This is a genomic window from Stutzerimonas stutzeri (assembly GCF_024448715.1).
Classification (GTDB): domain Bacteria; phylum Pseudomonadota; class Gammaproteobacteria; order Pseudomonadales; family Pseudomonadaceae; genus Stutzerimonas; species Stutzerimonas stutzeri_AR.
In genome coordinates this window covers 152,336-171,020 of the sequence record NZ_JAMOHZ010000006.1, presented here as the reverse complement: position 1 = coordinate 171,020, position 18,685 = coordinate 152,336, and the positions used below count along the sequence as shown (strand labels likewise).

The 18,685-nt window shown below is 58.3% G+C and carries 23 protein-coding genes; 7 read left to right on the top strand and 16 right to left on the bottom strand.

The window, feature by feature from the left end:
• Positions 1 to 11: 11 nt before the first annotated feature.
• Positions 12 to 473, bottom strand: a complete 462-nt coding sequence (locus NAV33_RS14910; RefSeq protein ID WP_255981387.1) for a GlcG/HbpS family heme-binding protein — start codon at positions 471 to 473, stop codon at positions 12 to 14.
• 240 nt (positions 474 to 713) lie between these two features.
• On the opposite strand from NAV33_RS14910, the gene NAV33_RS14905 reads away from it, so the two are divergent.
• Positions 714 to 1,373 carry a GntR family transcriptional regulator gene (locus tag NAV33_RS14905; protein ID WP_255981385.1) on the top strand — a complete coding sequence of 220 codons (660 nt, stop codon included), beginning with the start codon at positions 714 to 716 and terminating at the stop codon, positions 1,371 to 1,373.
• Positions 1,374 to 1,564: 191 nt separating this feature from the next.
• Here the strand turns inward: NAV33_RS14905 and thrC are convergent, their stop codons facing one another.
• The 10 genes from thrC to ffh form a co-directional block, all read right to left on the bottom strand.
• Positions 1,565 to 2,974 (bottom strand): threonine synthase, encoded by a 1,410-nt coding sequence (thrC, locus tag NAV33_RS14900; RefSeq protein WP_255981383.1) that lies wholly within the window; start codon positions 2,972 to 2,974, stop codon positions 1,565 to 1,567.
• A gap of 85 nt (positions 2,975 to 3,059) precedes the next feature.
• Positions 3,060 to 4,364, bottom strand: a complete 1,305-nt coding sequence (locus tag NAV33_RS14895) for a homoserine dehydrogenase (RefSeq protein ID WP_255981381.1) — start codon at positions 4,362 to 4,364, stop codon at positions 3,060 to 3,062.
• 114 nt (positions 4,365 to 4,478) lie between these two features.
• On the bottom strand, positions 4,479 to 4,976 hold the full coding sequence (locus NAV33_RS14890) for a GFA family protein (protein ID WP_255981379.1): 498 nt from the start codon (positions 4,974 to 4,976) through the stop codon (positions 4,479 to 4,481).
• A 108-nt stretch (positions 4,977 to 5,084) separates the two neighbouring features.
• Positions 5,085 to 5,810 (bottom strand): thioredoxin fold domain-containing protein, encoded by a 726-nt coding sequence (locus NAV33_RS14885; protein WP_255981377.1) that lies wholly within the window; start codon positions 5,808 to 5,810, stop codon positions 5,085 to 5,087.
• Between the two features lie 127 nt (positions 5,811 to 5,937).
• The gene (gene xerD / locus NAV33_RS14880) at positions 5,938 to 6,834 is read right to left on the bottom strand and encodes a site-specific tyrosine recombinase XerD (protein WP_255981375.1); all 897 of its coding nucleotides are present in this window, start codon (positions 6,832 to 6,834) and stop codon (positions 5,938 to 5,940) included.
• Between the two features lie 386 nt (positions 6,835 to 7,220).
• On the bottom strand, positions 7,221 to 7,571 hold the full coding sequence (gene rplS, locus NAV33_RS14875; protein WP_021208319.1) for a 50S ribosomal protein L19: 351 nt from the start codon (positions 7,569 to 7,571) through the stop codon (positions 7,221 to 7,223).
• 44 nt (positions 7,572 to 7,615) lie between these two features.
• On the bottom strand, positions 7,616 to 8,368 hold the full coding sequence (trmD, locus tag NAV33_RS14870) for a tRNA (guanosine(37)-N1)-methyltransferase TrmD (protein WP_255981373.1): 753 nt from the start codon (positions 8,366 to 8,368) through the stop codon (positions 7,616 to 7,618).
• Positions 8,369 to 8,373: 5 nt separating this feature from the next.
• Entirely contained in the window at positions 8,374 to 8,910 is a 537-nt protein-coding gene (gene rimM, locus NAV33_RS14865) for a ribosome maturation factor RimM (RefSeq protein ID WP_255981371.1), read from the bottom strand.
• Between the two features lie 5 nt (positions 8,911 to 8,915).
• The gene (gene rpsP / locus NAV33_RS14860; RefSeq protein WP_021208322.1) at positions 8,916 to 9,167 is read right to left on the bottom strand and encodes a 30S ribosomal protein S16; all 252 of its coding nucleotides are present in this window, start codon (positions 9,165 to 9,167) and stop codon (positions 8,916 to 8,918) included.
• Positions 9,168 to 9,353: 186 nt separating this feature from the next.
• Complete coding sequence (gene ffh, locus NAV33_RS14855; RefSeq protein WP_255981368.1) at positions 9,354 to 10,733, bottom strand: signal recognition particle protein; 1,380 nt, start codon at positions 10,731 to 10,733, stop codon at positions 9,354 to 9,356.
• A gap of 267 nt (positions 10,734 to 11,000) precedes the next feature.
• Between ffh and NAV33_RS14850 the strand changes: the two genes are divergently transcribed.
• The gene (locus NAV33_RS14850) at positions 11,001 to 11,801 is read left to right on the top strand and encodes a cytochrome C assembly family protein (RefSeq protein WP_255981366.1); all 801 of its coding nucleotides are present in this window, start codon (positions 11,001 to 11,003) and stop codon (positions 11,799 to 11,801) included.
• A gap of 9 nt (positions 11,802 to 11,810) precedes the next feature.
• Positions 11,811 to 13,097 carry an HlyC/CorC family transporter gene (locus NAV33_RS14845; protein WP_255981364.1) on the top strand — a complete coding sequence of 429 codons (1,287 nt, stop codon included), beginning with the start codon at positions 11,811 to 11,813 and terminating at the stop codon, positions 13,095 to 13,097.
• A gap of 25 nt (positions 13,098 to 13,122) precedes the next feature.
• On the opposite strand, the gene purT is transcribed toward NAV33_RS14845, so the two are convergent.
• The 4 genes from purT to NAV33_RS14825 are packed head-to-tail and all read right to left on the bottom strand — an operon-like array spanning position 13,123 to position 15,692.
• On the bottom strand, positions 13,123 to 14,304 hold the full coding sequence (purT, locus tag NAV33_RS14840) for a formate-dependent phosphoribosylglycinamide formyltransferase (RefSeq protein ID WP_255981362.1): 1,182 nt from the start codon (positions 14,302 to 14,304) through the stop codon (positions 13,123 to 13,125).
• Positions 14,305 to 14,362: 58 nt separating this feature from the next.
• Entirely contained in the window at positions 14,363 to 14,554 is a 192-nt protein-coding gene (locus NAV33_RS14835) for a DUF1289 domain-containing protein (RefSeq protein WP_255981360.1), read from the bottom strand.
• Positions 14,551 to 15,075, bottom strand: a complete 525-nt coding sequence (locus tag NAV33_RS14830) for a gamma carbonic anhydrase family protein (RefSeq protein WP_255981643.1) — start codon at positions 15,073 to 15,075, stop codon at positions 14,551 to 14,553. Before NAV33_RS14830 ends, NAV33_RS14835 begins: the two co-directional genes overlap by 4 nt.
• 2 nt (positions 15,076 to 15,077) lie before the next feature.
• Positions 15,078 to 15,692: a CoA pyrophosphatase gene (locus tag NAV33_RS14825; RefSeq protein ID WP_255981358.1), complete on the bottom strand. Its 615-nt coding sequence runs from the start codon at positions 15,690 to 15,692 to the stop codon at positions 15,078 to 15,080.
• A gap of 227 nt (positions 15,693 to 15,919) precedes the next feature.
• Between NAV33_RS14825 and NAV33_RS14820 the strand changes: the two genes are divergently transcribed.
• From NAV33_RS14820 to NAV33_RS14805, 4 genes are all read left to right on the top strand, one after another.
• A complete protein-coding gene (locus tag NAV33_RS14820) occupies positions 15,920 to 16,474 on the top strand; it encodes an NUDIX hydrolase (RefSeq protein WP_255981356.1) in 555 nt (184 codons plus the stop codon).
• Positions 16,475 to 16,500: 26 nt separating this feature from the next.
• Positions 16,501 to 17,001, top strand: a complete 501-nt coding sequence (locus tag NAV33_RS14815) for a L,D-transpeptidase family protein (RefSeq protein ID WP_255981353.1) — start codon at positions 16,501 to 16,503, stop codon at positions 16,999 to 17,001.
• 117 nt (positions 17,002 to 17,118) lie between these two features.
• Complete coding sequence (locus NAV33_RS14810) at positions 17,119 to 17,568, top strand: MarR family winged helix-turn-helix transcriptional regulator (RefSeq protein WP_255981640.1); 450 nt, start codon at positions 17,119 to 17,121, stop codon at positions 17,566 to 17,568.
• A gap of 138 nt (positions 17,569 to 17,706) precedes the next feature.
• The gene (locus NAV33_RS14805; protein WP_255981351.1) at positions 17,707 to 18,135 is read left to right on the top strand and encodes an organic hydroperoxide resistance protein; all 429 of its coding nucleotides are present in this window, start codon (positions 17,707 to 17,709) and stop codon (positions 18,133 to 18,135) included.
• Positions 18,136 to 18,205: 70 nt separating this feature from the next.
• Here the strand turns inward: NAV33_RS14805 and NAV33_RS14800 are convergent, their stop codons facing one another.
• A complete protein-coding gene (locus tag NAV33_RS14800) occupies positions 18,206 to 18,523 on the bottom strand; it encodes a YqfO family protein (RefSeq protein ID WP_255981349.1) in 318 nt (105 codons plus the stop codon).
• Between the last annotated feature and the right edge of the window lie 162 nt (positions 18,524 to 18,685).

Genomic DNA, 18,685 nt, shown 5'->3' with positions numbered 1-18,685 from the left:
GGAGATGGGCGTCAGGCTGGAACGATACCGGCCCGTAACCCCGCAGCTTCTATACCCAGGATGGCTACTTGCTCGTCCTCATCGGAGGATGCGCCGCTAGCCCCGACGGCGCCGATCACTTCGTCATTGTTCGAGAGAATCAGTACGCCGCCCGGTACGGGCACGAAGTGCCCGCCTGACGCCGCTGCCACAGAGGCCAGAAAAGCCGGACGCGATTCGTTTCGCTCGCCGACCGTGCGGCTGGATACGCCGTTACCCAGCGCGGCGAAGGCTTTGCCCCTGGCAACCGGAAAGCGCAACGGGGCACAGCCATCTTCGCGTTCGGCCGCGATGAGGTTGCCGCCCGCATCCATAACGAATAGGGTCAGCGGTTCCATCTCCTTGGCTCTAGCCTCCGCGAACGCAGCATCGATGATTTGCCGGGCTTTTGCTCGTGATATGACTACGCTCGAACGATAAACCTTGCCAGCCATGTTATTTCCTTTGATGGGCCCGGCAGAGCCAGGCGAACTGATCAAAACGAGTACTGAGGCAACGGCACGGAGCCAAGTTCTGACCTGGCATATGCACGCTACCTTTTGTGTTCCACTTTTTTCTTCTGTCGCACTTTTCGCCTATTTTGTATTCTTAATTCAAACGCTAGCAGACCTTTCACTGATATCAACAATGGACGTGATGCAGCTAACGGTGTGCCTTATCAGGAATAAGCTCCCTTGGAAAAAATCCAACACAAGATTCTGTATCAGGAAGCTGCAAACCGAATTCGTGAATTAATTGAGCACGGCTCGCTGGTAGCAGGCGAAAAGATTTCAGAGAAACAGCTTTGCGAGACGTTCGGCATTTCCAGAACGCCGCTTCGCGAGGCACTGAAGGTTCTTACCTCAGAAGGATTGGTAGAAATTCTGCCGAATCGGGGAGCGCGCGTGAGCCGCCTGTCTCTGAGCGATGTGAAACATACCTACGATGTCATGGCGGCCCTGGAAGGGCTGGCCGGCGAAGCCGCCTGCTGTCGCCTGAACGACGAAGAGCTGGCAGCCCTTTGCGAGCTTCACCAAAAAATGATCGACTACTACGAGCGCAAGGACCTGCAGGCTTATTTCCAAGCCAACCAGCAGATACATGAAAGGATTTTGCTGGCTTCTGGAAACCCGATCCTGCTGGAGATGTACAACAACCTCAGCCAGCGGGTGAAGAGGATCCGCTACACGATGGAAATGAACGAAGACTTTTGGCGCAAAGCGGTGAACGACCACGAGGAAATGATCGATGCACTACGGGATCGTGACGGGATGCGCTTGGGCAGCATCCTCAGAGGACACCTCAGCCACAAGCTGGAAGCGGTCAATCTAGCGGGAGTAATCGTCGCGGACTGATGGTCGCTGTGGAGTTTCTGAGCTCAGGCGTTGTAACGTCAGACCATCGCTTCGCCGTTGGAAGAGGGGCAGCCGAGCAAGGCAAGCGACGACACTCCGGTGAAGCACAGCGTTTTCGACAAGAGCCGACCGGCTTGCGCTTAGCTCATCACCGACACCAAGCGCATTCCATCGGACTGGTTAGCTACAAGTTACAGCGGCTTGCCGCGATTGCCGTGCTCGCCGACAAAGGCTTGCATGGCCTTGAGGTCGTTGGCCAGCACCGTGCAGCGCTCCGGCCGCTCGAACAAATCGGCAAGATGGCTCGGAAGCTCAAGCGCCTTGCCAACGCCAGCCTTCTCGACCGCCTCAGGGAATTTCACCGGATGTGCGGTGCCCAGTGTCACCATCGGCGTTGACAGGCTGCGGCGGCATTCGCGCGCGGCGTAGACACCGATGGCGGTATGTGGATCGAGCAGCTCGCCGGTCGTATCGAATACCTGGGCGATGGTCTTGCAAGTCTGTTCGTCGTCCACGGCCAGCGAATCGAACAGCTTGCGGGCCTCGGTCCAGCGTTCCTCTTCGACCGACAGCTTGCCGGTAGCCTTGAAGGAACTCATCAGCTCGCCCACCGCCGCGCCGTTGCGACCGTGCAGATCGAACAGCAGGCGCTCGAAGTTGGACGACACCATGATATCCATGGAGGGCGACAGCGAAGGATGCAGGGTGTCCTTGTCGTAGCGGTTGCCACTCATGAAACGATGCAGGATGTCGTTGCGGTTGGTCGCGACCACCAGTTGACTGATCGGCAGCCCCATATTGCGCGCCAGATAACCGGCAAAGATGTCGCCGAAATTACCTGTCGGAACAGAGAACGCCACGGAGCGTGCCGGACCACCTAGCTGCAGCGCCGCATGGAAGTAGTAAACGATCTGGGCCATGATCCGTGCCCAGTTGATCGAGTTCACCGCTACCAGACGAGTGCCTTTGAGGAAGCCCTGGTCGGCGAAGCTATCCTTGACCATCTCTTGGCAATCATCGAAGTTGCCTTCGATTGCGATGTTATGGATGTTGTCGCCGAAAATAGTCGTCATCTGACGACGCTGCACTTCAGAAACACGGTTGTGCGGGTGAAGAATGAAGATATCGACGTTGTCGCAGCGGCGGCAGCCTTCGATCGCCGCCGAGCCGGTATCGCCTGAGGTCGCACCGATGATGACCACGCGCTCCCCGCGCTTCGCCAGTACGTAATCGAGCAAGCGTCCGAGCAGCTGCAGGGCGAAATCCTTGAACGCCAGGGTCGGGCCATGAAACAGCTCCAGGACCCACTCGTTGCCGTTCAGCTGACGCAGGGGCGCGACTGCGTTATGCGCGAAAACACCGTAGGTCTCTTCGAGAATCTGCTTGAAATCGGCGTCCGGGATACTGCCGGTCACGAACGGCCGCATCACCTTGAATGCCAGTTCGTGATACGGCAGACCCGACCACGATGCGATTTCCTCGACAGTGAAGCGTGGCAGGTTTTCCGGTACGTAGAGACCGCCGTCGCTGGCCAGCCCGGCGAGCAGCACGTCTTCAAAATTCAGGGCGGGCGCCTGGCCACGGGTACTGATGTAGCGCATTTTTTTAACCTTAGGTTTGAGCCTGAAGCCCGAAGCTGAAGCCTGAGATCCACTTTGGCTTTCAGCTTCCGGCTTCCAGCTCCAATTAATTCAGCTGTTCCACGCGAATCCGCACGACGTCGCCACTGACTCCTTCGAGCTGCTCGAGGGCCGCAATAGCGTCGTCGATGCGCTTTTCCAGAACCCGGTGGGTAACCAGAATCATCGGCACCAAGCCATCGTGCTCTTCGGCTTCCTTCTGCATGATCGACTCGATGTTGATCCCGCGCTCGGAAAGAATGGTCGCGACTTGAGCCAGAACGCCAGGATGATCCTTGGCCTGAATGCGCAAATAATAGGCACTTTCGCAGGCGCTGATCGGAAGGATCGGGTGTGCCGAGAGCGAGTCGGGCTGGAACGCCAGATGCGGGACGCGATTGTTCGGGTCGGTGGTGAGCGCGCGAGCCACGTCGACCAAGTCAGCCACTACGGCCGACGCGGTCGGCTCCATACCGGCGCCGGCGCCGTAGTACAACGTGGAGCCGACGGCGTCGCCATTGACCATTACAGCATTCATGACGCCGTTGACGTTAGCAATCAAGCGATCGGCCGGAATGAGCGTCGGGTGCACGCGCAATTCGATTCCACAGGCTGTGCTGCGCGCAACTCCTAAATGCTTGATGCGATAACCCAGGGCCTCGGCGTAATTGACGTCGGCGGTGGTCAAGCGCGAAATGCCTTCGGTGTAAGCCTTTTCGAATTGCAGGGGCACGCCAAAGGCGATAGAAGCGAGGATGGTCAGCTTATGGGCGGCGTCGATGCCCTCGACGTCGAAGGTCGGATCGGCCTCGGCGTAACCCAGCTCCTGCGCTTCTGCGAGCACGTCTTCGAAGGTGCGGCCCTTCTCGCGCATTTCGGTGAGGATGAAGTTACCGGTCCCGTTGATGATGCCGGCCAGCCAGTTGATCTGATTACCCGCCAAGCCTTCACGAATCGCCTTGATCACCGGGATGCCGCCGGCAACCGAGGCTTCGAACGCGACGATGACACCTTTCTCACGAGCCCTGGCGAAGATTTCGTTACCGTGCACCGCGATCAAAGCCTTGTTCGCGGTAACTACATGTTTGCCGTTTTCGATGGCCTTGAGGACCAACTCACGGGCCAGGGTGTAACCGCCGATCAGCTCGACGACGATGTCGATTTCGGGGTTGTTTGCCACGCCGAAGATATCAGCGGTAATCGGGGTGTCACCGGTGTCGCATTTGGGGTTCGGGCGGCGTGCAGCAATCTGCGCAACCTCGATTCCACGTCCGGCCCGGCGAGCAATCTCGGCAGCGTTGCGCTCAAGCACATTGAAGGTACCGCTACCGACGGTTCCCAGCCCACAGATGCCAACTTTGACCGGTTTCAAGCTGCACTCTCCATTGCCAGCGAACGGCCGAGTACAGCGGCCGAACAAAAGAGTCGCACATTACGAAGCGCGCGGGATTTAGTCAAATCGGCGGGATGCGGACGCGCCTCGCCGCTACCCGGAATGGTCTCGCAGTCCCAGGCGCTGATGCCATTGTGCGAGCGACTCGTCCGGGTACTCATCGAAACAGCGATCGTCAGGGCCAATCTGCGGTTCGACCCATGAGGCTTTCGAAGCCAGCATCAGGTGGGTCGACTCAGGAGGACTCGGCAAATCTGTATCGATAGCGGATGCGTGAGGGTGAACCAGATCCGGCCAATTCGGATCCCACAACCAGAGCGCACTGCCACAATGCTTGCAGAAATGACGCTGGCCATCGCTGGTGGTGGTTGCGCCCGTTTGCGCATCAACCATCTTCGCCTGATAGATGCTCAGATGCTCGCGCCCTTCGACGGTCAACGTTCGATGATCACCACCCAAATTGATCGCATAGCCGCCCGCCCCAGCCGTCTTGCGGCAGATGGTGCAATAGCACCGCATGAATGGATAAGGTTCGGCCGACTCGAGCGAAAAACGCACGGCCTTGCAGTGACAGGAACCTTCGAGCTTCATCTTCGCGCCTCCTTGGTATGCCTTCAGGCTTTGAACGCGAGGCGCAGAACAGTTCAGGCAGCGTCAAACAGGAGGGCGTCTTTCAGACTGAAGGCGCCCTCCCCAGGATCACTTCGCCTTCAGCGCGAGCGCAGCAAGCTGTGGTGCAGGCTGGTAACCGGGGATGATCTGGCCGTCAGCGAGAATGATTGCCGGGGTGCCTTGAACACCGAGCAACTGACCCAACTCGTACTGCTCGGCCACGGGATTGTCGCAGCTGGCGGTAGAGACTTCCTCGCGCGCCTTGGCCTTGTTCATCGCAGCCTGACGATCCTTGGCGCACCAAACGCTAGCCAGCGTATTGGCGCCGTGGCTGCCCATACCCTGCCTTGGAAAAGCCATATAGCGAACCTCGACACCCAAACGATTCAGCTCAGGCACTTCGCTGTGCAGCTTCTGGCAATAGCCGCAATCGGTATCGGTAAACACCGTGATATGTGTCTTCGGTTTCTCGGGGGCGAATACCACCATCTCGCTGGTAGGAATGGCCTCGATCGTCTTGGCAACCGAACGACTCTGGGCCTGCTCGGTCAGGTTGATCGCTTGGCCGTCCTTGAATTGGAACATGTAACCCTGGATCAGAAACTGCCCGTCAGCGCTGGCGTAGAGTTGACGCCCGCCCTTGAGCTGCACCTGGTAAACGCCATCCATGGGGCTTTCGGCAATCGCTTCGATCGGCATGTCAGGCTGAATGGAATGCAGCGAGTCACGGATCGCCTTGTCGGCGTCCGCAGCCAGGACAACGGAGCTGGCCAGACCGATGGTCGCGGCAGCAAAAAAACGAATCACGCGCATGGAATCTCCTGGCGACTTCGATCGAGGAAAGAGGCGCAGATTAACATAGGCACTGCCATCCGGCGCACGACGCCAGGGCTTCGCTCGCTGGCTTGCGGCCTACGAGGCACCTTACCAACGTCATCGCTCAGCCACGCGGGTGGTGCTGCGCATGCAGGTCCTGCAGGCGCGCGCGAGCGATGTGCGTGTATATCTGGGTGGTGGATAAATCACTGTGGCCGAGCAGCATCTGCACGGTGCGAAGATCCGCGCCGTGGTTGAGCAGATGCGTGGCGAACGCATGACGCAGCGTATGCGGTGAGATCGATACCGCTATCCCAGCGACCTTGGCGTGCAGTTTGATTCGATGCCAGAACGTCTGGCGCGTCATCTGGTCGCCACGCTGGCTGGGAAAGACCACATCGCTGACCTTACCGGCCAGGAGGTTCCCGCGAGCATCGCGCAGATAGCGCGTCAGCCAGTGCATAGCCTCCTCGCCCAGCGGCACCAAACGCTCTTTATTGCCCTTGCCGAAGGTACGCAGCACACCCTGGCGAGGATTGATCTGCTCCAGGCTGAGACTGACCAGCTCAGTCACACGCAGGCCAGACGCATAAAGAACTTCCAGCATCGCGCGATCGCGCATTCCCAGCGACTCGCCGATATCAGGAGCGGCCAACAGGGCCTCGACATCAGCCTCGGACAACGTTTTGGGCAGCGGACGCCCGAGCTGCGGCAGATCGACCCGTAGCGTAGGGTCAACCGAGATCGAACCTTCGCGCAGGAGGAACCGGTAGAAGCCACGCAACCCAGAAAGCAACCGCGCAGTAGAGCGGGCCTTGTAGTTGCTAGCCAGACGCCAGGCGAGATGATCCAGGATCATCTCGCGCCCTGCATCGACCAAGCGTACGCCGCGCGCGTCGAGCCAGCCGTTAAACAATGCCAGGTCGCTGCGATAGGCCTCGCGCGTGTTATCCGATAATCCCTTCTCGAGCCAAAGGGCATCGAGAAAGCGGTCGATTACCGGGTCGTCAAGTGCGGGCATGATGGAATGTCGGCAGAGGTGAAAGCGCGCTAGTGTTCCATAGGCCGCGTCAGTTCCGCCAGAATCAATCATCAACGTGCGGCAACAGTGCACGGGTCGATTACCGTCACCCCTGCAACGAAGCTGAAGCGGGCCTGATAGCAAGCGCGCGGCCGCCACACAGGCTTTGACATCCGCCTTGAGACTGGTATTACCGACGCGAACCACGCGACGGCCAGTTCGACGATTGAACCCGCAGGAATCGATCACTACCGTGCTATGAGCCTGTTTGTTTTCACGCCGCCACACCGGCAGCAATCATTAAGTTGCGATGCATTGAATGCAGCCGAAACTGAGCGCAAAAAAAAAGCAGCCCGTAGGCTGCTTTTTCCACAAGAAAGCCTTCCTCAGGAAAGCTTTTCCTTGATGCGGGCTGCCTTGCCGGAAAGCGCGCGGAGGTAGTACAGCTTGGCTTTGCGAACATCACCACGGCGCTTGACGCTGAGGCTGTCGACCATCGGGCTGTAGTACTGGAAGGTACGCTCAACGCCAACGCCGTTAGAAATCTTACGAACGGTGAATGCGCTGTTCAGGCCGCGGTTACGCTTACCGATAACGACGCCTTCGAAGGCCTGCAGACGCTCACGCTCACCTTCCTTTACCTTCACCTGGACGACAACGGTGTCACCGGGGGCGAACGGAGGCAATTCTTTGGTCATCTGCTCGGCTTCGAGCGCCTGGATAATCTTGTTGGTCATGCTGTGTGCTCCTGAGACAAGCCGTCTGGCGTGCCATCGATACGTTAACTATCGTCCCGCTGATGGATGTATTCCTTCAGCAGCTTTTGTTCTTCCCCAGAAAGCGAGCGGCTATCCAGAAGATCGACACGGCGCTCCCAAGTCCTTCCGAGGGACTGTTGCAAACGCCAGCGCCGGATGTGTTCGTGGTTGCCGCTAAGCAGCACCTCAGGAACACGTTTATCCGCATACACTTCCGGTCGCGTGTAATGCGGACAGTCGAGCAGGCCGTCGGTAAACGAATCCTCCTCAGCAGAATCAGCATGACCCAAGGCCCCAGGGAGCAATCGGGTCACTGCATCGATCAGCACCATCGCCGGCAACTCACCACCGGATAATACGTAGTCGCCGATCGACCATTCCTCGTCGACATGCGCTTCGATAAAACGCTCGTCGATACCTTCGTAACGACCCGCGATGAGGATGAGTGCCTCGTCTTTCGCCAGGTCGCGAACATCAGCCTGTTTAAGCTGGCGCCCCTGTGGCGAGAGATAGATAACTTTCGCCTTGTCGCCTGCAGCTTCTCTGGCATCCGCAAGAGCAGCTTCCAGCGGCTTGATCTTCATCACCATGCCGGGACCTCCACCGAAAGGTCGATCATCCACCGTCTGGTGGCGATCTTCGGTATAGGCTCGCGGATTCCAACACTGTAGCCGGAGCAACCCCTGCTTCACCGCGCGACTGGTAATACCGTAGTCACGGATAGCAGCGAACATGTCCGGAAACAGGCTGATCACTTCGACACGAAGACTGGGCATGTCGGTCAGAAATCCGCGTCCCATTCAACATGCATCTCGCCTGCCCCCAGATCGACCTTCAAGACACAGGGGTCGGTATAAGGCAACAGACGTTCACGATCATCCAGGCTACCGTCGAACGGTTTGACCACCAGGACATCGTTGGCCCCTGTCTCCAGCAGATGGTCTACCCGACCGAGCACTTGCCCGAGCTGGTTGATGACCGTCAGGCCCTGAAGTTGGAACCAGTAATACTCGTCACCGGTCAAGGCAGGGAGTTCGCTTCGGGGTATGCAGATGTCGAAATCGGCGTAAGTACGTGCCTCTTCGCGATCACTCAACCCTTTCAGCGTAGCCACCAGGATCTTGCCCTGCAGGCGGCCCTTGACCAGCTCAACCTGCTTGACCTCCTCGCCTCGCCTCAGCGTCCAGCGACGATAGTCCAGCAGATTGTCGATCGGATCAGTAAAGGAATAGACCTTTACGTCACCACGCACGCCATGCACCGAAACGATCTTGCCGATGACGATCAGGTCTTCGGCCGGGTCTGACGTTGCGTTCATGTGTTTCAGGCAGCAGCCTTGGCAGCTTCCTTCAGCAGCTGAGCAACGCGCTCAGACGGCTGTGCGCCCTGGCTCAGCCAATAAGTGGCACGCTCCTGATTTACAGAGAGCTTCACTTCCGCACCCGAGGCGACCGGATTGAAGAAACCGATACGCTCAACGAAGCGACCATCGCGCGGGTTGCGGCTGTTGGTCACGGTCAGGTGGTAGAAAGGGCGCTTCTTGGAGCCGCCACGGGCGAGACGAATAGTTACCATGTGAACATCGTTCCTGTAGTCGGTACAGCAAATCTGAATGCAGGGCCCAAGGCCCGAAAGGCCGCATATTCTAAGGATTATCCGGACTTTTGCAAATGGCTTTTTCAAAAACAACCACAGGCCTTGGCAGCAGGCCTATTCCACTTCGGCGGGCGCTTGGCGAAGAGCCGCCCGCAACGCGAGGAATCAGAATTTGGGCATCCCGCCGCCGCCCGGGAGCATGCCGCCCATGCCGCGCATCATCTTCGCCATGCCGCCTTTGCCGCTGACCTTTTTCATCATCTTCTGCATCTGTTTATGTTGCTTGATAAGCCGGCCGATATCCTGCACCTGTGTGCCGGACCCCATGGCTATGCGACGCTTGCGGGAACCGCTGATGATGTCCGGATTGCGCCGCTCGACGGGCGTCATCGAGTTGATGATCGCTTCCATCTGTTTGAACTGTTTCTCAGCTGCTCCTTGCGCGCTGCCCATCTGCGACAGATTCATGCCTCCGATCGCAGGCAGCTTGTCCATCAACCCACCAAGACCGCCCATGTTCTTCATTTGCTGAAGCTGATCGCGGAAATCCTCGAGATCGAAGCCTTTACCCTTTTTTAGTTTCTTGGTGAGCTTCTCAGCTTTTTCCCGGTCCAGGGTTTGCTCGGCCTGCTCGATCAAGCTGAGGACGTCGCCCATGCCAAGAATGCGCGAGGCAATCCGATCCGGGTGGAAGGGTTCGAGCGCGTCGCTCTTTTCGCCCATGCCGAGGAACTTGATCGGCTTGCCGGTGATATGCCGCACTGACAAGGCCGCACCACCGCGCGCATCACCGTCAACCTTGGTAAGCACCACGCCAGTCAGCGGCAGCGCCTCCCCGAAAGCTTTCGCGGTGTTGGCGGCGTCCTGACCAGTCATGGCATCAACCACGAATAGTGTCTCGGCCGGATTGATCGCCGCGTGAACGGCCTGGATCTCCGCCATCATCTCGGCATCAATGGCCAGGCGCCCGGCGGTATCGACCAGTACCACATCTATATATTTGAGTTTGGCTTCGCGAATTGCCGCCTGAGCGATTTCGACCGGCTTCTGGCTGATATCCGAGGGGAAGAAGGTCACTCCTACTTCCGCAGCCAGCGTTTCCAGCTGCTTGATTGCCGCCGGGCGATAAACGTCCGCAGAAACCACCAACACCGATTTCTTCTTGCGCTCCCTAAGGAAGCGCGCCAACTTTCCAACCGTTGTGGTCTTGCCCGCACCCTGCAGGCCGGCCATCAATACCACGGCCGGCGGCACCACGCTCAAGGCAAGGTCTTCGTTTGCCGCGCCCATTAGCTCTTCCAGCTCGGCGCGAACAATTTTCACGAAAGCCTGACCAGGTGTCAGGCTCTTGGAAACCTCCGTACCGACGGCCCGATCCTTGACCTTGGCGACGAAATCCTTGACCACTGGCAGCGCGACGTCCGCTTCGAGCAGCGCCATTCGCACTTCACGCAGCGTGTCTTTGACGTTGTCTTCGGTCAGCTTGGCCTTGCCTGTGACGTGGCGAAGCGTTTGCGAGAGGCGATCAGTTAGGTTTTCAAACATGTGCCGTTTCCACGCTGGATGTGGTTAAGGCACCGATTATAGAAGCTGCGACCCCTATGCCGGTACCCCGCATCAATGCTTTTGATCGTGACTGCCGAACCAACTCCGGTTAAATGCACCGCAAGGCGTCGGCGACACGCAAGGAGCCCTACCGATCCGGCAACACAACAATCAATAAACAACGGCAGCCAACCCCTGCATTCGCACGCTTTTGCACGCCAGGTGTTTGTGCCACACTCAGCGCCTTTCAAGCCTGTTAACGGACCTATGCACCCTTTGCTACCGAGCCTGGCTGCTGCCTGTCTTTACGCTGGCGTCACCGGATATCAAGGCCTGCGCCTGGCACAACGTACCGTGCCGGATAAACGTCTGCTTCTCGCATTAGGCGCACTGGCGCTGATTGCGCACGGAGTGAGCCTGTTTATTCAACTGCTCTCGCCGAGCGGCCTGCATCTGGATTTCTTTACTGCATCGAGCCTGATAGCCGCGGCAGTGATCCTTTTGATCCTGCTCGCGCTGTATCGAATGCCGGTCGAAAATCTGCTGCTATTGCTTTTCCCACTGGGCTGCCTGACAGTACTTTTCGCCCAGTTCGCCCCGTCCGGCACTGTGCCCGCCATCAGCGAGCAGCCGGGAATTCTGGCTCACATCCTGTTTTCCATCCTTGCCTATGGGATGCTCACGATTGCGGTATTTCAATCGCTGTTGCTTCTACTGCAGGACCACCATCTCAGGCACAAGCACCCGTCCGGCCTGATCAAGAATTTCCCGCCTTTGCAGACCATGGAAAGCCTGCTGTTCGGCTTCCTGCTGGCCGGCTGGCTGCTGCTTTCGGCCTCGCTGATCTCCGGCTGGCTGTTTCTCGACAACCTGTTCGCCCAGCATCTGGTGCACAAGACGTTGCTATCGGTCATTGCCTGGGTAGTCTTCGGCCTACTGCTGTGGGGGCGCCACCAGCTTGGCTGGCGTGGCTACAAGGCCATCCGCTGGACGCTTGCGGGCTTCTGCCTGCTGATGTTGGCCTACTTCGGCAGCAAGCTGGTCCGCGAATTCATCCTGCATATCTAAGGCAACCAAGTGGAAAATCTACACCCCGGCTTTTTGGTCGGTTTGCTGGTCTTCCTGCTTCTGTGCTCGGCGTTCTTCTCTAGCTCCGAAACCGGAATGCTCAGCCTCAACCGTTACCGTCTTCGCCACCAGGCCAAAGAAGGTCACCGCGGAGCCAAACGAGCCATCGACCTGCTTTCCAGGCCTGATCGCCTGCTCGGCACCATTCTGGTAGGTAACAATTTCGTCAATATTCTCGCCTCGTCGATCGCGACGGTCCTGGCGATGCAGCTTTGGGGCGAGGCAGGGATCGCCATTGCTACGATTGGCCTGACGATCATCTTGCTAATCTTCGGTGAGATAACACCCAAGACGCTGGCGGCACTGCGCCCCGAGGCGATCGCCTATCCGGTCAGCCTGCCGTTACTGGTGCTGCAGAAGGTGATGTACCCGCTGGTCGCACTGCTCGGCTGGATTAGTAACGGGCTGCTCAAGCTGCTCGGCGTGGATCCGTCAAAGAAAGGCACCGACAGCCTGTCCACCGAAGAGCTGCGCAGCGTGGTTCGCGAATCCGGCAGCGATCTGCCGCTGAATCGACAGAGCATGCTGCTCGGCATTCTCGATCTGGAGCGGGTGACCGTCGACGACATCATGATCCCGCGCAATGAGGTCACCGGCATCGATCTCGAGGACGACCTGGAAACCATAGTGACCCAGTTGCGCACTACGCCGCATACCCGCCTTCCGGTGTTTCGCAAGGATATCAACCAGATCGAAGGCATCGTGCACATGCGCCAAATAGCGCGCCTGCTCAGCCACGATCAATTGACACGGGAAAACCTGCTGGAAGCCTGCAACGAGCCTTACTTCGTACCCGAAAGCACGCCTTTGTCGACACAACTGCTGAATTTCCAGAAGCAGAAACGCCGCATCGGCATCGTCGTCGACGAATACGGCGATGTGCTCGGTATCGTCACACTGGAAGACATACTTGAAGAGATCGTCGGCGAGTTCAGCAATCAGGACGCCTTGCGCAGTCCAGACATACACCCGCAGGAGGACGGCACCCAGGTGATCGATGGCGCCGCCTACCTGCGTGAAGTGAACCGCGCACTCGGCTGGCAGCTGCCCTGCGACGGCCCCAAGACCCTCAACGGATTGATAACCGAGGCACTGGAGCACATTCCAGACAGCGGCATTTGCCTGCAGATCGACCAGTACCGCCTGGAGATTCTGCAGGCGGCCGACAACCGCGTTAAAAGCGTGCGTGCGTGGGTCATCGAGAGCACCCCAGCACCATCGAACGACGCGCAATAGCCGCGCCACTCAGACCCGCTTATATCTAAAATTGCGTATCGATCGCCGACGCGGCTCGCAGCGCCTTTGCGCGCGCCGCCTCAATCGACTCATCACGGGCCAAGGCGACACCCATTCGCCGCTGCCCACTGACACCAGGCTTGCCGAACAGCCGCAGCGAGGTATCCGGCTCGGCCATGGCCGCTGCCAGATTACCGAAGCTCACTTGTGCGGATTCGCCTTCCACCAGTACCACGGCCGAAGCGGACGGGCCGAACTGCCGAATTGCCGGGATTGGCAAACCGAGAATCGCCCGCGCATGCAAGGCGAACTCGGACAGATCCTGAGAGATCAGCGTCACTAGACCGGTATCGTGCGGCCGAGGCGAAACCTCGCAGAACCACACCTGATCACCCTTAACGAACAGTTCGACACCGAAAATGCCGCGTCCGTCCAGAGCATCGGTTACGGCCAGAGCAATTCGCTCGGCCTCGGCCATCGCCCCGGAACTCATCGGCTGCGGCTGCCAGGACTCCTGATAATCACCTTTCTCCTGACGATGCCCGACGGGCTGGCAGAACGTGGTTCCGCTCGCATGGCGGACGGTCAGCAGAGTGATTTCATAATCGAAATCGATGAACCCCTCGACGATCACTCGCCCCTTCCCAGCGCGGCCTCCAGCCTGGGCGTACTCCCAGGCGCGTGCAATATCGGCTTCGCTGCGAAGAACCGACTGGCCCTTGCCGGATGAACTCATGACGGGCTTGATCAGGCACGGAAAGCCGAGAACTGAAACGGCCGCAAGACATTCGTCCAGCGAGTCCGCGAAGCGATAAGGCGATGTGGGAAGCCCAAGCTCTTCGGCAGCCAGCCGGCGTATACCTTCACGATTCATGGTCAGCTGTGCGGCCCTTGCGGTCGGGATTACCGTATAACCTTCGCCCTCCAATTCGACCAGCGTCGCGGTAGCGATCGCTTCGATTTCCGGCACGATGAAATGCGGCCGTTCCTGCTCGATGATCGTCCGCAGCGCCGCGCCATCGAGCATGTCGATCACATGATGACGGTGGGCGACCTGCATGGCTGGTGCATTGGCGTAACGGTCCACCGCAATGACTTCGACGCCTAGACGTTGAAGCTCGATGACCAGCTCTTTGCCAAGCTCACCGGAACCACAGAGCAGCACGCGAGTAGCGCTGGCAGACAGCGGAGTGCCTATTCGGGGCATGGTATTCCTCGTTATTTGACCGTATTCAAAGCCGCAGACGATACGTTGCGCATCGGCGTTAGAGCAGCAGACCACTCGCCCGCGCTCGCTCGTGGCAGCGCTGCAGCACGTCGCGCCGCTCGGCATTGTCCATGCGACTCCAGCGAAGGATCTCGTCGACACTGCGCTGGCAGCCGGTGCAGATATCATCTTCATCCAATGCGCAGATACTTACGCAAGGAGAGGCAACAGGCTTTTCCTGAGCGCTCAATCGTCTTGTTCCGACAGATCACGGGCGTAACGCTGGGCGTTGTGCACGTAATGCGCAGCGCTGGCTTCGAGCATCTTCTTCTGCTGCTCGGTCAGCTCGCGAACCACCTTGCCCGGCGAACCTACAACCAGCGAGCCATCAGGGATTTCCTTGCCTTCGGCGATCAGCGTGTTTGCGCCGATGATGCAGTACTTGCCGATCTTCGCCCCGTTGAGAATCACCGCATTGATACCGACAAGGCTGTAGTCGCCTACGGTGCAACCGTGCAGCATCGCGTTATGACCAACAGTAACGCCAGTGCCGAGCGTTAGCGGGTGACCCATATCGGTATGCATGACGCTCCCGTCCTGCACATTGCTGTTCTCACCGATATGGATCAGCTCATTGTCGCCACGCAGCACGGCGCCAAACCAGACGCTGGCACCGGCATCCAGGCGAATCTTGCCGACCAATGTGGCGTTCGGGGCCACCCAGCTTTGTGAATGGGCTTCAACGCGGGAATCACCCAGACGATATTTCACGGTCATGACCTCTTCTGGCTAAGATCGACAAAGGAAGCGGGAGGTTGGCGCAGCTCGATTCCGGCGTCGTACACCAGGTTTACCAGCTCAACGATCATGATGGCCGTCAGCCCCCAGATTTTGTATTCGCCATAACGGTAAGACGGGACGTACCAGGCGCCGCCCTGATAATCAATTCGGTGGGTGACCTCGCGCTGCCCCTGACAGAAGAAATCCAAGGGTACGGAAAAGACCGAGGCTATTTCGGCATCATTCGCACGATACTCGACGTAGTCCGGCACGATCCCGACGTAAGGGGTGACATGAATGCCATGGCGGGACACAAGGCTACTGAGAGGCCCGATGATTTCCACGATCCCCGGTGCCAGACCAACCTCCTCCTCGGCCTCGCGCAGGGCTGTGTCGATCAGGTCGCGGTCTTCCGGATCACGGCGACCGCCCGGAAACGCCACCTCCCCGCCGTGTGTGGATAAACCACTGGCACGAAGAGTCAACACCAGCTCCGGCGAGTCACCACGGGTAATCGGCATCAATACCGCCGCCTCGGGCATCCGGGCTTCCGGCTCCAGAAGATGCGGGGAGTAGTCGCGCACCCGTTGGAGAATCTTGTCCAGCATGAAACTTCTCTTTCTGTCTTTGACTGGCATCATGGCATGAATCACCGAGGCGCCCAAGACGGGCAAAGCTAAAACCCGGCGCATGCATCTTCAACGGAGACGGCCCACGCCTGTATCAGCCATCGCCCGCCATGGAAAACTTTTTGTCCCGACGTCGCTCTCAGCACTAACCTGTCATCGGGTTAAATGCAGGTAGAGCGATCGGCCCATCATACGAAGGAATCGCGATGAAATTCTGCAGCCAATGCGGTGGCTCGATACTGGAATTGATCCCCGAAGGCGACAACAGAGCCCGTTTTGTCTGTGAATCATGCAATACGATCCACTACCAAAATCCGCGGATCGTCGCCGGTTGCTTGCCCGTCTGGGAAGACCATGTGCTGCTCTGCCGACGCGCAATCGAGCCACGACGCGGATACTGGACATTGCCGGCTGGCTTCATGGAAAACGGCGAGACCGTACAACAAGCAGCGGAGCGAGAGACGCTGGAAGAAGCCTGCGCCAAGGTCACGGACCTGCAGCTCTATACCGTGTTCGATCTGCCGTATATCAACCAGGTCTACATGTTCTTTCGCGCCGAGCTGGTCGATGAGCAATTCTGCGCCGGCATCGAGAGCCTTGAGGTCAAGCTTTTTCGGCAGACCGAAATCCCTTGGTCGGCACTCGCTTTTCCGACCGTAGGCCGTACCCTAGAATACTTCTTCGCCGACCGGGTGCAGCAGACCTTCCCGGTGCGCAACGAAGCCATCGAAGCAATGCGGGTGGCGCGTAAACAGGTTTGATGCTGTAAGGATTCAGGAAAGCTCCAATGCGCTGGCTGTTAGCGATTTTCTGCTTCACATTTGCCGCCCTATCCCATGCCACCTCAGCGCCAACGTTCGATGAGTCCTTCATCGACAAGGTTCTGGTAGTCAAATCCGAGCGCAAGCTGCACTTGATCAGCCGAGGCGTCACGATGAAGAGCTATCGCGTCTCGCTGGGTAAGCAGCCGGGGCCCAAGCAGCGCGAAGGCGATCAACGCACGCCAGAGGGGCTCTATTGGATCGATTGGCGCAAGAGCTCGGACAAATACAACCTGGCGATGCACATCTCCTACCCGAACGCTAAAGATCTCACCCGAGCCAGCAGTGAAGGCTTACGACCAGGCAGCATGATCATGCTCCACGGCACCCCCCTCGATGAAGAGTATCCGGAATGGTTCTTCCATACCCTCGACTGGACCGAAGGCTGCATCGCACTGAAGAACGACGACATGCGCGAGATCTGGAATCTGGTACAGGACGGTACCTTGATTGAGATTCGACCCTAGTGCCAGCGAGTCAATCGACTACCAACTAACCGCACAGGCCACTAGCCAGTAAACCGAGCTTGGCAGGAAGCAAAGACACGCGTTAACGTGAACCCACTTTCTACCACTCGGTCAGCCATGACGACGCCTTTCTCCGATGAGCAATTGCAGCTGGATAATCAGCTGTGCTTTGCGCTCTATTCCGCCTCGCTGCAGATGACCAAGACCTACAAACCGTTGCTGCAGAGCATCGGCCTGACGTACCCGCAGTATCTGGCGATGCTCGTGTTGTGGGAGCGCGATGGCCTGACCGTCAGTGAAATCAGCGCCCGCTTGCTGACCGAGCCCGGCTCGCTGACGCCGCTGCTTAAGCGCCTGGAAGCTGAAGGACTGATCAGCCGGACCCGCAGCAATACTGATGAACGCGTGGTCGAACTTCACCTTACCGATGCCGGGCGTGCCCTCAAGCAGCGCGCCAAAGATTTTCCTTCCTGCATGGTTGAGTGCACCGGCCAATCGCCCGAAGCGCTTCTGGCCCTGCGCAACCAGCTCGTCTCCCTTCGCAGCGCCTTGCTAAAAACAACCTGATCGCAAGCGGACAGCGTCCGCAGCCTGCGCGTCTCTCAAAAGGCAAACGGCATTTGTCATGCGGCCTTGGATTTAACTTGCGCGATAAATATTATCGCGATAATTTAATTGCTCAATACTCAATGAAGGAAGTGAACCATGCAAACCATCGAGGCTCTCTATACCGCTACTGCAACTGCTACCGGAGGCCGTGACGGACGTGCTGTATCTTCCGACGGGCTGCTAGACGTAAAGCTTTCAACCCCTCGTGAACTGGGCGGCCAGGGCGGCGATGGCACCAATCCTGAGCAACTGTTTGCCGCGGGATATTCGGCATGCTTTATCGGCGCGCTCAAGTTCACCGCCAGCCAGCTGAAGCAACAGTTGCCCGCCGATACTGCGGTCAACGGCAAGGTTGGCATCGGCCAGATTCCGGGTGGGTTTGGGCTCGAAGTTGAGCTGAATGTCAGTCTGCCTGGCCTGGACCAGGCAACCGCCGAGCAACTCACCGAAGCCGCACACAAGGTATGTCCTTATTCCAATGCGACTCGCGGGAATATCGAAGTGCGCCTGAACGTCAGCGTTTGATCTTGCACTCGTCGGCACAATGAAAAACCCCGAGTCGCGGCGGCGGCCCGGGGTTTTCGCTCAACATCAATCAGAATTGCATGTCAGAGAGCCGCCACACCTCGAAAGCAGGCGTCTCGTACGGATGCGCTCGCTTGAGCGCCTTGACGCTGTCGTGAATCAGCTCGTCAGCCACCACCAATTCGACCTTCCATTCCGATACCGACTGTACCTGGCCGTGCTGGCCGAGAAACGGCTGACTGCCCTCGAGCGGCCGATACTGTCCGTGTCCAAGAACCTGCCAGCAACAGCTGTCATATGCACCGATACGTCCGGCGCCGGCTGTAAAAACCGCCTTTTTAACTGCGTCCAGATGACTTTCCGGAACATAGAAACACAGCTTGTACATCAACATCTCCGAAAAGAACTATCAGCGGAGCAACTCCCCGCAGGATAGCAAACGGCTTTCAATGGCCGGACCGGCTTCTTCTGCCGGCCGGTTGCATCAGACGCAGCCCTAAGTGCTTGGTTCAGCCACTACGTTCGACCCAGATCACAGTTAAGAAAAAAG